Annotated in this window: 11 protein-coding genes; 8 read left to right on the top strand and 3 right to left on the bottom strand. The window is 62.6% G+C overall.

All coding sequences use genetic code 11. From position 1 onward, the window contains the following. Positions 1 to 76 precede the first annotated feature (76 nt). The 7 genes from YH63_RS09980 (at position 77) to YH63_RS10005 (ending at position 7,065) form a co-directional block, all read left to right on the top strand. Positions 77 to 769 (top strand): TetR/AcrR family transcriptional regulator, encoded by a 693-nt coding sequence (locus YH63_RS09980; RefSeq protein WP_046827739.1) that lies wholly within the window; start codon positions 77 to 79, stop codon positions 767 to 769. Between the two features lie 179 nt (positions 770 to 948). Next, positions 949 to 2,442, top strand: coding sequence for an FAD-linked oxidase C-terminal domain-containing protein (locus YH63_RS09985; RefSeq protein WP_046827738.1), 1,494 nt, complete (start codon positions 949 to 951; stop codon positions 2,440 to 2,442). Further along, a complete protein-coding gene (locus tag YH63_RS21615) occupies positions 2,442 to 2,615 on the top strand; it encodes a hypothetical protein (protein WP_170978679.1) in 174 nt (57 codons plus the stop codon). Before YH63_RS09985 ends, YH63_RS21615 begins: the two co-directional genes overlap by 1 nt. Continuing rightward, positions 2,603 to 3,835, top strand: a complete 1,233-nt coding sequence (locus YH63_RS09990) for an FAD-binding protein (protein WP_046827737.1) — start codon at positions 2,603 to 2,605, stop codon at positions 3,833 to 3,835. Before YH63_RS21615 ends, YH63_RS09990 begins: the two co-directional genes overlap by 13 nt. An 18-nt stretch (positions 3,836 to 3,853) precedes the next feature. Next, complete coding sequence (glcF, locus tag YH63_RS09995; RefSeq protein ID WP_046827736.1) at positions 3,854 to 5,221, top strand: glycolate oxidase subunit GlcF; 1,368 nt, start codon at positions 3,854 to 3,856, stop codon at positions 5,219 to 5,221. 42 nt (positions 5,222 to 5,263) lie between these two features. Next, positions 5,264 to 5,668 carry a hypothetical protein gene (locus YH63_RS10000; protein WP_046827735.1) on the top strand — a complete coding sequence of 135 codons (405 nt, stop codon included), beginning with the start codon at positions 5,264 to 5,266 and terminating at the stop codon, positions 5,666 to 5,668. Between the two features lie 407 nt (positions 5,669 to 6,075). Further along, the gene (locus YH63_RS10005) at positions 6,076 to 7,065 is read left to right on the top strand and encodes a TorF family putative porin (RefSeq protein ID WP_046829617.1); all 990 of its coding nucleotides are present in this window, start codon (positions 6,076 to 6,078) and stop codon (positions 7,063 to 7,065) included. Positions 7,066 to 7,231: 166 nt separating this feature from the next. Here YH63_RS10005 and YH63_RS10010 read toward each other — a convergent pair whose 3' ends face one another. After that, complete coding sequence (locus YH63_RS10010; RefSeq protein WP_046827734.1) at positions 7,232 to 8,980, bottom strand: ABC transporter ATP-binding protein/permease; 1,749 nt, start codon at positions 8,978 to 8,980, stop codon at positions 7,232 to 7,234. Positions 8,981 to 9,322: 342 nt separating this feature from the next. Between YH63_RS10010 and YH63_RS10015 the strand changes: the two genes are divergently transcribed. Next, entirely contained in the window at positions 9,323 to 9,727 is a 405-nt protein-coding gene (locus YH63_RS10015; protein ID WP_046827733.1) for an META domain-containing protein, read from the top strand. Positions 9,728 to 9,731: 4 nt separating this feature from the next. On the opposite strand, the gene YH63_RS10020 is transcribed toward YH63_RS10015, so the two are convergent. Together YH63_RS10020 and YH63_RS10025 are read right to left on the bottom strand one after the other, a co-directional pair. Beyond that, complete coding sequence (locus tag YH63_RS10020) at positions 9,732 to 11,276, bottom strand: phytoene desaturase family protein (RefSeq protein WP_046827732.1); 1,545 nt, start codon at positions 11,274 to 11,276, stop codon at positions 9,732 to 9,734. A 41-nt stretch (positions 11,277 to 11,317) separates the two neighbouring features. Beyond that, entirely contained in the window at positions 11,318 to 12,520 is a 1,203-nt protein-coding gene (locus tag YH63_RS10025) for a hypothetical protein (RefSeq protein ID WP_046827731.1), read from the bottom strand. Between the last annotated feature and the right edge of the window lie 36 nt (positions 12,521 to 12,556).

The raw sequence follows: 12,556 nt of genomic DNA on the forward strand, positions 1-12,556 counted from the left end.
GAATCTGGCTGCACCGAATCGCTTGTCTCCGCTTTTGAACTGGTGTTCACTTCTTTTTGGGAGACGAACGCCATCAATGGTTTACAGGCGAACTCATCAGGTCGTGAAGCGCCTTGCGGCACGCCGCAATGCGATCCTTGCGGCAGCGCGCGACGCCGCTGCTGAAGGCGGAATGGCCGCGGTCCAGATCGCGCCGGTCGCCACCCGCGCCAATGTCGCGGCGGGCACGGTCTATCGCTATTTTCCCTCAAAAGCCGACCTGATTTCCGAACTGATCGCCGATGTGTCGCGCGCCGAATTGACCGCGATCCGCCGTGCGGCCGACGCGGCACCCGGGCCGTCATCCGCTCTGGCCGCCGCCGTGACCACCATCGCAGTGCATGTGGTGTCGAATCGCAAACTGGCCTGGGGCATCCTCGCCGAGCCGGTCGATGTCGATGTCACCGAAACCCGGGTCGCCAGCCGCCGCGAGATTTCGGCTGAGGTCGAAGCGCGCATCGAAGCCGCGGTGCGGGCAGGGCACCTGCCGGCGCAGGATATCGCGCTGGCGGCCACGGCCCTGATCGGAGCGCTGCATGAATCGCTGGTCGGGCCGCTGGCATCCGCCGAGATCGACGATCCGGTGAAGCTGCGCGATTCGGTGCAGGCGATCACGCTGTTCGCCCTGCGTGCTGTCGGTGTCCTTGATGCGCGCGCCCGCGGTCTGGTGGTGCAGGCGGTGATGCCGGTGATGCCGATGCGCCGGGAACTGGGAGCGCTGGTCGGATAGCGCGGCCGGATCGGCACCGATCTCCGGTGTCCCTTCGAATCCGAACTTTGCTCAAGCACTGTGAAATGCGGCGAACTCAGATTCGCCATGCCAGTTTGGAACTGTTCAAATAGCGCAAGACGTGCTGATATATCAGAGCAACAAGGCGTGACACCACGCGCCGTTTTTGGAGTGCGCGTATGTCCATCATGATGCCTGAAGCGGATCAGGCGGTGCTTGGCCGCCGCGACGAGATCGTCGCCGCTTTGCGCAAGATCGTTCCTGGCGAGGGCGTCATCGCCACGACGCGGGAAATGCAACCCTACGAGTCCGATGCGCTGACCGCCTACCGTCAGCCGCCGATGGTCGTGGTGCTGCCGGACACCACCGAGCAGGTCTCGCATGTCCTGAAATACTGCTACGATAATGGCATCAAGGTGGTGCCGCGCGGGTCAGGCACCTCACTGTCGGGTGGCTCGTTGCCGCTGGCGGACGGCGTGTTGCTGGGGCTCGGCAAGTTCAAGCGCGTGCGCGAGATCGATTTCGACAACCGGGTGGCCGTGGTCGAGCCCGGTGTCACCAACCTCGCCATCAGCCAGGCCGTGGCGCACGAAGGCTTCTACTACGCGCCCGATCCGTCATCTCAGATCGCCTGCTCGATCGGCGGCAATGTCGCGGAGAATTCCGGCGGCGTTCACAGCCTGAAATACGGCATGACGACCAACAACGTGCTCGGCTGCGAATTCGTGCTGATCACCGGCGAGATCCTGCGGATCGGCGGCAAGGCGCCCGAGAATGACGGCTACGACCTGATGGGCATCATCAACGGCTCGGAAGGCCTGCTCGGCGTCGTCACCGAAGTGACGGTGCGCATCCTGCAGAAGCCGGAAACCGCACGCGCGCTGATGGTAGGCTTCGCGGAGATCGAGGCCGCCGGACAATGCGTCGCCAACATCATCGGCGCCGGGATCATTCCGGGCGGCATGGAAATGATGGACAAGAACGCCATCGTCGCTGCCGAAGCATTCGTGCACGCGGGCTACCCGCTCGATGTCGAGGCCCTGCTGATTATCGAGCTCGATGGTCCGAAGGTTGAAGTCGACGAACTGATCGAACGCGTCGAGAAGATCGCGCGCGCCTGTGGCTCGACCACCCTGCAGATCTCGAATTCAGAGCAGGAGCGGCTGCTGTTCTGGTCGGGCCGCAAGGCGGCGTTTCCGGCGGTCGGGCGGCTCTCGCCGGATTATCTCTGCATGGACGGCACCATTCCGCGCGGCAAGCTGCCGGAAGCGCTGGCCGGCATCCGCGACCTGTCCGAGAAATACGGCCTGCGCGTCGCCAACGTCTTCCACGCGGGCGACGGCAACCTTCATCCGCTCATTCTGTACGATGCCAACATCGCCGAAGAGATGGACAAGGCCGAGGCCTTCGGCGCGGACATCCTGCGCCTGTGCGTCAAGCTCGGCGGCGTGCTGACCGGCGAACATGGTGTCGGCGTCGAAAAGCGCGACCTGATGCCGGAAATGTTCAGCGACATCGATCTCGCGCAGCAGCAGCGGCTGAAGTGTGCGTTCGATACGCAAGGACTGCTCAATCCCGGCAAGGTGTTTCCGACGCTGCATCGCTGCGCCGAACTCGGACGGGTTCATGTCCACGGCGGCAAGCTCGCGTTTCCGGACATTCCGAGATTCTGATGTCAGGCACCTTGGCCGGCCAGATGCTCTGGATGGTCATTGCCGGGCGTGACCCGGCAATCCATCGCTTCAGTCACTTTTCATTTTTGATGGATGCGCGGGTCAAGCCCGCGCATGACGAGCAGAAAATGCTTGTTGATACGGATAAAGGGCCGTCGGCGTGGATACGTTGAAAGTACGTGATGCGAAAGATGTAGAGCAGGCGGTGCGCGATGCGCTCGCTGCCGAGCAGCCGTTGGAGGTCGTCGGCCACGGCAGCAAGCGATTGATCGGCCTGCCGATGGCGACCAATGCGGTGCTCGATCTGTCGGCGCTCAACGCCGTCACGTCCTACGAGCCCAATGAGCTGATCGTCACCGTTCAGGCCGGCGCGCCAATGGCCGATCTGCTCTCGCTGATCGATTCCAAGAACCAGCAATTCGCATTCGACCCGATGGACACCTCGGTGCTTCTGGGAACGCCGCGCGACGCCGGCACCGTCGGCGGCATGATCGCCGCAGGTCTGGCCGGTCCACGGCGGATCAAGGCCGGCGGCGCGCGCGATCATCTGCTCGGCGCCAATGCCGTCTCTGGATTCGGGGAGTCATTCAAGACCGGCGGCAAGGTGGTGAAGAACGTCACGGGTTACGACCTCTGCAAGCTGCTGGCGGGATCGTGGGGCACGTTGTCGGTGATGACCGAGGTGACGCTCAAGGTGATGCCCAAGGCGGAAACCGAGCGCACGCTGGTGCTGCGCGGCCTCGATGACGTTGCGGCGAACCGGGCAATGACCATGGCGCTTGGATCTCCCTATGACGTATCGGGCGTGGCGCACCTTCCGGCATCGATCTTCCGGGCTGCAGGCGGGGCGCTGTCCGGTCTTGGCGAATCCCGTCAGTCGGTGACGCTGATCCGGCTCGAGGGCATCGGCGCCTCGGCCTCCCATCGTGCGGGGTCGGTGAGCCAGGCGCTCGCCGCGTTCGGGGCCGCGGAAATGATAGAGGACGAGGTGTCCGCATCGGTCTGGGCCTCGATTCGCGATGTGACGCCGTTTGCGGCGTCAGGCTCGCTGGGCGCATGGCCGGTGTGGCGGATCGTCTGCCCGCCGGCTTCCGGCGGCGCGTTCGGTCAGGCGCTGGCGCGCGAGACCGGCGGCGACGTGATCTACGACTGGGGCGGCGGGCTGATCTGGGCGGCGCTGCCTCCGGCGATGGACGCCCATGCCGCTTTGCTGCGGGAGCGCCTGAAACCCGTGGGCGGCCACGCCACGCTGCTTCGCGCCACCGATCAGGTGCGCAATACCGTCGATGTTTTCCACCCGCAGGAGGCGGGCGTCGCGGCGCTGGGTCTGCGCGTCAAGGCCAGCTTCGACCCCCGCAATATCCTGAACCGCGGCCGGATGGTGCGCGCATGATCCGGAACCGGTGACGTCATGAAGACCGAATTTTCCCTCGCCCAGCTTGCCGATCCCGACATTCGCGAAGCCGACAAGATCCTGCGCGCCTGCGTGCATTGCGGATTCTGCACCGCGACCTGTCCGACCTACGTCCTGCTCGGCGACGAACTCGATAGTCCGCGCGGCCGGATCTACCTGATCAAGGACATGCTCGAGAACGACCGCAAGCCGACACAGGAGGTGGTCAAGCATATCGATCGGTGCCTGTCGTGCCTGGCCTGCATGACCACCTGTCCGTCGGGGGTGAACTACATGCACCTGGTCGATCAGGCGCGGGTAAAGGTCGAAGACGAGTATTCAAGGCCGCTGTCCGAGCGATTTCTGCGCGGCATCCTCGCGCAGGTCCTGCCGCGTCCCGGCCTGTTTCGCGCCAGCATGATCGCGGCCCGGCTGGCCCGGCCGTTCGCGGCGTTGCTGCCGGCCTTGCCCCAAGGCCAGACCACGCCGACATTCTTCGAGCGGCTGCGTGCGATGCTTGCGCTCGCGCCAGGACGATTGCCGCCGCCGGGGCCGTCCGGTGGCACGGTCTTCCCCGCCGAGGGCCGGAGGCGCGGCCGTGTCGCGTTGTTGCAGGGCTGCGCCCAGCAGGTTCTTTCGCCGGGGATCAATCAGGCGGCGATCCGGATGCTGACCCGCAACGGCATCGAGGTCGTGCTGGTGGCGGATGAGCAGTGCTGCGGCTCGCTGACCCATCACATGGGCCGCGACCGCGATGCGCTGACGCGTGCGCGGGCGAACATTGAGGTGTGGACAAACGAGATCGACCGGAACGGTCTCGACGCCATCCTCGTGACCACGTCGGGATGCGGGACGACCATCAAGGACTATGGCTACATGCTGCGCGAAGACGCGGCCTTTGCAGCAAAAGCCGCACGTATTTCGGCTCTTGCGAAGGATGTGACCGAGTACGTCGCGGGCATCGAGATCGCGTGGCCGCAAAGCAAAAACGATCTCGTCGTCGCGTATCACTCCGCATGTTCGTTACAGCACGGACAGAAAATCACGCAGCTTCCGAAAGAATTGCTTTCCAAGAGCGGATTCGTGGTGAAAGATGTGCCTGAGAGTCATCTGTGTTGCGGTTCGGCGGGAACGTACAACATCCTCCAGCCCGACATTGCGAGGCGACTGCGCGAACGGAAGATCGCCAACATCGCATCGACGAAGCCGGACGTTATCTCCGCCGGTAACATCGGTTGCATGGTGCAGATAGGCTCGGTGGAAAGTGCCGATGGAACGTCAGTCCCTGTGGTGCATACGATTGAACTGCTCGATTGGGCGACAGGCGGGCCTCGGCCGGATTTGTTGATGGGATCAATGAAGGGCCCCCACGTTGGGAGAGCTTGAGCGCCGGTGCAACGTGTGGCTGGCGGTAACAGGAGGACCACAATGGCTAAGGCAAAGAAGAAGAAATCGAAGGCCAAAAAAGCTAAAAAGCTGATGGCGAAGAAGAGCGCCAAGAAAGTTTCCAAGAAGGCTGCGAAGAAGAAGTCAGCGAAAAAATCCGCCAAGAAGTCGGCGAAAAAGGCCGTGAAAAAGTCCGCCAAGAAGGCTTCCAAGAAAGCTGCGAAGAAGTCGGCAAAGAAATCGGCGAAGAAATCATCCGCAAAAAAGGCCACTCCGAAAAAGAAGGCCGCTCCCAAAAAGGCCGCCAGGAAGCGCGCTCCGAAGCCTGCTCCCGCCCCGGCACCCGAGCCGGCTCCTGCCGAATCGAGCTGGTCCAGCCCGGCTCCGGCATCAACTCCCAGCTGGTCGTCGGGCTTCGGCTCCGGCAACGACGACAGCAACAATTGAGGTCGGGCGCCTGCTTCGGCAGGTGCGCTGCATTCCTCCCGCAAAGCCGCAGCGCAGATCGCTGCGGCTTTTGTCGTTTTGGGACCCCCCGGGAGGTCGAATCACACCGGCACCGGACAATTTCCTGCGGTATCGAGGGCCTGACTTGATCGCCATTGGGGATCGAACCCGTCGCGCATTCAATTGGGGCCGAAATTTGTTGTTGGAATGCAACACTGCGGCAGAACCGCATTCACAGGGCTTGAAACGCCTAAAAAGGCGGCAATTGCTTGGGTTTTTTGCTTCACGCACATGAATTTGGCCACCACTGTGGGGGCACGAAATTGAATTCCACGCAGTCGATTTGCGCTTGTCATTCGGACCTTCGGCAATCGGACTGGATTTTTTAAACGATGATGGGGATCGTCATGAAGAAAGTAAGTTTGTCCGTTGCAGCAGTCACCGTTGCGATGGGTCTGGGTTCGGCATCGGCAGCCGATCTCGGCAAGGTCTACACCAAGGCTCCGGCACCGATTGTCGTGTCGCCTTGGGATGTCGCCTTCGGCGCGTCGATCGCGAGCAATTATGTGTTCCGCGGCATCACGCAGTCGAACAAGAATGCTTCGGTCGCCGCTTACTTCGAGCCGCGCTACAACATCAACCCGAACCTGCAGCTCTACGCCGGTGTCGGCGGTGCGAGCATCTCTTTCACCAACCGCGCTGCTGCTGAAATCGACGTCTACGCCGGTATCCGCCCGACCTTCGGCGCCCTCGCATTCGACTTCGGTGTGTTCGGTTATCTGTATCCAGGCGGGCAGTGCACCGATGGCCAGCTCGGCGGTGGCCTTGTTTGCCCGGTCGGCGCGAACGCCGTTCTTCCCAGTCTGAACGCCCTCAAGGGTGACGTCAGCTTCTATGAAGTCTACGGCAAGGTGAACTACACCTTTAACGACTACTTCGCGATGGGCGGCAACGTGTTCTACTCGCCGAACTTCCTGAACTCCGGCGCTGACGGCACCTACGCTTCGATCACCGGTAAGCTGACTGCACCGGGCACCTTCTTCGGCACCAGCGGCATCGGCGCCTACGTGTCGGGTGAATTCGGCCGCCAGTGGCTCGGCACCACCGACTCGTTCTACTCGCTTGCAATCGCACTGGGACCTAACGGCATCGACTATGCCGATTACAACACCTGGAACGTGGGCGTCGGCTTCACCTACAAGGTCTTCACTCTCGACCTGCGCTACTCTGGCACTGATCTCTCGAAGGCCAATTGTAACGCCTTCACTGGCGACTTCACCGCTCAGCAGACTGGCTCGTTCAGCCCGATCAATCCGGGCGGGTTCGGCTCCAAGTGGTGCGGCGATCAGTTCATCGCCAAGCTCTCGGCCGACGTGACCCTCGGCGCTCTGAAGTAATCTTTCTCATTTGAAGGTCTAAGGGCGGCAGAGAAATCTGCCGCCCTTTTTCTTTGAGTCCGGTTGTGCTGATTCTCGCCGGAGCGCTGCTGCTGGCAGCGTTCGCCTTGGTCTGGCACCGCCGGGGCGGCGCGAACCATGGCCGCAACACTGGCTCAAGGATGGATCACGTCACTGTCGCGGGCCGCTCGCTATCGCCAAGCGTGAACTGCTCGCCGGATCGCACCAGCGACACCTCGCGCTGATGGAATGCTTCGAGCGTGCTGCGGTGCCCGATCGAGACGATGGTGGTCTGTGGCAGCTTCTCCGCGATCAGGCGATAGAGCAGCGCCTCGGACGGTTCATCCAGTGACGCGGTGGCTTCATCAAGGAACAGATATTGCGGCGTGTGCAATAGCGCGCGTGCGATGCCGAGCCGCTGCTGTTCGCCCAGCGACAGCGTCCTGTTCCAGTGTCCCTCCTCGTCAAGCCGCGCCGCCAGCGCGGGCAGACCGACGAGCTTCAGGACATCGCCGAGCTGGGCCGCGCTGTAGGTATCGTCCTTCGAGGGATAGGTGATTGCCGACGCAAGCGAGCCGACCGGAAAATAAGGCCGTTGCGGCAGCATCATCAGCGACGCGCCCTTCGGAATCGAAATCGCGCCCTTGCCGAATGGCCAGATCCCGGCGATGGCGCGGAACAGGGTGGATTTGCCCGAGCCCGAAGGACCTGTGACCAGCGTGCGTTCGCCGCTTCGCAGCTTGAAGCCGGAGGTTTGCACCAAGGGCTTCCCGTTCGGCAACGTAAGCAGCAGATCGTCCAGCGCGATAACGCCCGAGTCCGGTGTGGCGACAGGCTGGATCGAGCCGGGGCTGACCGCGAGCGCCTTGGCCGCGTCGATTCCGGCCTCGAAGCCGTTGAGGCGGGCGACCACGGCCTGCCATTCGGCGAGGGTGCGATAGGTCGAGATGAAGAACGACAACGCGCCCTGCACGCTGCCGAAGGCGGACGCGGTCTGCATCATGCCGCCGAGCTGCATCTTGTTGGCGAAGTAGGCCGGCGCGACGAGGATGTAGGGAAAGATCACCGAAGCCTGCGAGTAGCTCGCGGTGAACGCCGTTATCTTCTTGGTACGGCTCATGATGCCGAGCCAGTTCTCGACCACGAATCCGAACCGCGTCAGCAGGCGCTGGCGCTCGGCGGTGTCGCCGTCAAGCAGCGCGATCTGTTCGGAATTTTCGCGAACCCGCACCAGATTGAAGCGGAAATCCGCCTCGTATTTCTGTTGCCTGAAATCCAGTCCGACCAGCGGGTGCCCGATCAGATGCGTCAGCCATGTGCCGAGCGCCGCATAGATCAGAGCGCCCCAGACCATGTAGCCCGGAATATTGATGTCCTGGCCGAACAGATGCAGCGGGGCTGCGCTCGACAGCGTCCAGAGGATCACGACGAACGAGACCAGTGTGACGATGGCGTTCAACAGGCCGACGCCGATGTTCAGCGTGCGGTCCACGAACAGCTTGACGTCGTCGGTGATGCGCTGGTCGGGATTGTCCGCGGCGTCGCCCTGAAGCTGCATCCGGTAATGGGTGGCGTGGCTGAGCCATTCGCCGAGGTAGCGTTCGGTCATCCATTTGCGCCAGCGGATCTGCAGCCACTGGTTCAGGTAGAGCTGATAGACCGCGATGATGATGAAGATCGTGACGATGACCGTGAAGTAGATGATCTCGGAGACGAAGCTCTCCCAGTTGCGTTCCTGAAGCGCGTTGTAGAAGCGGTTGTTCCACGAGTTCAGCAGCACGTTGATGCCGACGGTCGCGAGTTCGATCACGATCACCGCGGTCAGCAAGGCGAGACCGGCCCATTTGTCGTCGGAGCGGAAATAGGGTGCAGCAATCCGCCACACCGTTTTGAGCGTCGAGCCAATACCGTTCACAGAAAAATTCTCCTTGAAAGAGCCGTAAGGTTCTGAGATTTCGCGAGAAATGTCTCTCTACCTGAAAGTGGAAAAACGTCGGATCTGCGGCATGTCGTCTATCATGCGGTGCTCACTCCTAGCATGCTGCCGACAGCGGGAGACTGGCGGGCCGTTGAGCGGCATTGTGAGTATATTGGGGCCTGGGTCCGCGCGCTCACCGTTCTCATCACACGCTTGTGCTCTCCAGCTTGCAGACGCGCCGACCCGGCGGTGCGAGATCAGTTTAGGCCGCGCGCGCACTGGAAAATTCAGGTGCAAACGTCTAGAACCGCGCGCGGTTGAAATCTTCCTGAGGTCACCATGACGGTTCTGCGACACGCCATCGTCGGTCTTGCTTTCGCGGCCAGCATCATTGGACTTGCACCGGCCCAAGCCGCCAGTGAATTTCCGTTCGGACTGGAAATGACTCTCGAGGCCCGCCCGCAGCCGGGATCGAAGAAAATTCCGACGCTTGAGATCGGTGACAACGGTGAAGCCACACTGGATTTGTGGTGCAAGGCGGGCAAGGGGCAGTTCTCGGTGGCCAACGACACCGTTATCTTCGTCCCCGGCGCGATGGAAGATCGCGGCTGTACGCCCGAGCGCGCACAGGCTGACGATGCGCTGCTGAATGCGCTCGGCGCGGCGGCGACCTGGAAACGGCAGGGCGATTTCATTTCGTTCATCGGTGCGACGACATTGCGGTTCCGGCTGAGTACGAACTGAGCAGTCAGCGCTCGCGCAGGATCATGTCCGCACACGCTCCGCCCGACTGGATCACGCCGGTATAGCCGCCGAATCCCGTATAGGCCGACGCAAGGTAAAGTCCCGGGATCGGCGTCGCCGGTGATCGTTTCTGTGTGCTGAACAGCGAGCATGGCGGCGTCGGTGCGAAACCGTAGACAGCGCCCTGCGGCGCGCCGAGATATTGCTGCACCGACAGCGCGGTGTTGAAGGTCGATGCGGTGATGGATTGTCTCAGGCCGGGATAGTGTCCGTCGAGATATCCGACGAGGGCATCCTGCCAGCGAGCGCGCTTGGCGCGGTAACTGTCCTGATCGCCGCCGGTCCAGTTCGACAGCAGATCGGGCCCGACGACAGACAGCACGTAAGGCGGCGCGGGAACTCCCGACTCGATCGCTGCATAATCGACGATCGCCAGCGGTGGCATCCGTCTCCCCGGTTCATCGGCCATCAGCGCGGTTGCCTGCGCATAGTCGTTGAGCTTCGTCATCCAGTCCGGCAGCAACTGTGTCGAATAACTGCTGACGCCAAGTTCGCGCGGCGGCCTCATAAGGCCGAGCGTAAGCGCGAACAACGAGATCGAGCGCTGGCGATGGCCGTAAGCGGCGAGGAGTTTCGCGCCGCTGGTTTCGGGCAGCAGCGCGGCCAGTATTTCCGGCGCGGCGTTGCCGATGACACGCGTAGTCTCCACGGATTGCGGATCGCTGCCGTCCTTTGCCGTGTGCGTGATGCTTGCGATACGGTCGTTCGAATCCACGCTGATCGCGCTGGCTGTTCGCCGCAGGATCACGTCACTCCCTGCAGTCTTGATGGCCCGCGCCAGTGCGCTCGAGAGGCGTTGCGATCCGCCCTGCACGAAACGGCCGCTGCTCAAGAGATAGCTGCCTTGGGCGGCTGCAAAGAACACCCACCAGGTCGTGGCGGGATCGTCATGGTAATAGGACAGGTTCGCGGCCAGTGCGGCCTTGACCGCTTCGTTGTTGCCGAACACCCGGTCAAGCTTTTGCGACAGCGACAGATTCCAGTCGCGGATCGCGGGCAGCATGCTGCGCAATGCGCCGAGGGCTTGCGATGGCGATTTGAAGATACGCGCGCCACGCGACAACACGCCGACCGCAGACGCGATCTGTTCCATTTCGCCGAGCAGGCGCTCGATGCCCTCACGAACATCAGGAAAACGCTGAATCAATGCGCGCCGCGCCGCATCGAAATTGTCGGGCAAGGTGAGCGGTGCGCCAACCGGCCCGCCCCGCACCTCATAGAAAGTGTTTGACGGAATCCATGTCACGGCGTCGAGCACACCGGCGCGCATGAGCGGGTCGTGCTTGGGATCGCGCGGATTGTTCGGGTCGCTGGTTTCATGCAATGAGCCTTCGACGAACAGGTCGCCGACCTTATAGCTCGAGGCCGCGCCGCCGACCGAATTGCTGCGCTCGATGACGAGCACCTTGCGGCCCGCCCGCGCCAGGATCGCGCCGGTGGTGAGACCGCCGAGGCCCGCGCCAACGATGACGGCGTCGTAGCGCGCCATGCGCTATCGAATCCTGCGGCGGAGAGGTGCGCGTCGGTGGGCTATTTCCATGTTGCCTTGTCGGTGTCCCAGCGCTGACCTTTCAGCTCGGTTGCGACCGCCTTGATCATTCCGTCGTCGTCGTTGAACGTGCTCTCTTCCTCGCCGCCGGAACTCTCCGAGAACTGCAACTGAGGACTGGCGGTCTCGTCCGTGGTTTTGCTCGAAGGCACACCAAGCCAGACGATCAGGCGGTCCGATCCGCCGGGCTTGTCAGGACTGACGAGCGCGGTGATTTCCAGCGTTTCGGTCAGGTCCAGCGCCGGCGCCAACTGGCTCGGGCGCTTGAGGGTGAAGGTGAGTTCGCCGGTGGCGTCGTTCCATGTCGATGTTGCCGGCTTCGCGCCCATGACTTTCGCTGCGATGGCGGTCAGCGCCGATGTGAACCTGTCGCGGTTCAGTTTCCCGGCTTGGCTCCAGTCGCCGGCGGCAAAGCGGATCGCCCGCTCCATGTCGTAGGTGCCGGAGGTCCAGCCCGCCGCGACCACGCCCGACGCTGTCTTCAGGCTCGCGATCAGGCCGGGCGCGCGCGCCGGATCGACGAAGAAACGCAGCACCTGCTCGCCCGAGCGCAGCGCATTACAATCGGTCGCGATGCTGTCGAGGGCGATCTGCACGTTCTGGCCTTTCAGGCTCTTGACGAGCTCGGCGAAATTCTCGCGCTTGACCCGCACCGCCACCGACTGCGGCGACACCAGGGTAAAATCCTTCGGTGCTTCGCTGAGATCGTCATCGACCACCTGCGACTGCTGGAATTCCTTTTCGTCCACGTCGGAGTTGTCCGGCGACGACACCGAAGTGAGATGGCCGCCCAGCGTAATCTTGCCATCGAAGGAGACCGATTTGCCGCCCTTGCGGATCAGGCTGACCGTCACGGGAGTTTTGTTCTCCATGCTCTGTCCGCTGCCGGAGAGCTTCTCGCCGTCCACCTTCAGGTCGATGGTGAAACGATCCTTGCGATCCGAACTGGTCGACACCGAGTAGCAGACGTCGAGCAGCGCCGAGACCACCTTGCCGCCCTGACGGGTTTCCTTGATGAAGGTATCGACCGGAAGTTCGCCGAGCAGATCGCCCAGCGTGTTGAAGTAGCGCACCTCGCTCGCGGGAGGTCCGGCCTTTGCGTCCTTGGCGGTCTGGGCCTGAACCGCTGACCATGATCCTGCTCCCACCAGTGCGAGGGTGCAGCCAATCATCAATGCGCGCATGAGTTAGATCCTGAATCGGAATGGTTCGCAGCCGCC

It is taken from the genome of Afipia massiliensis (genome assembly GCF_001006325.2).
GTDB classification, from domain to species: domain Bacteria; phylum Pseudomonadota; class Alphaproteobacteria; order Rhizobiales; family Xanthobacteraceae; genus Afipia; species Afipia massiliensis_A.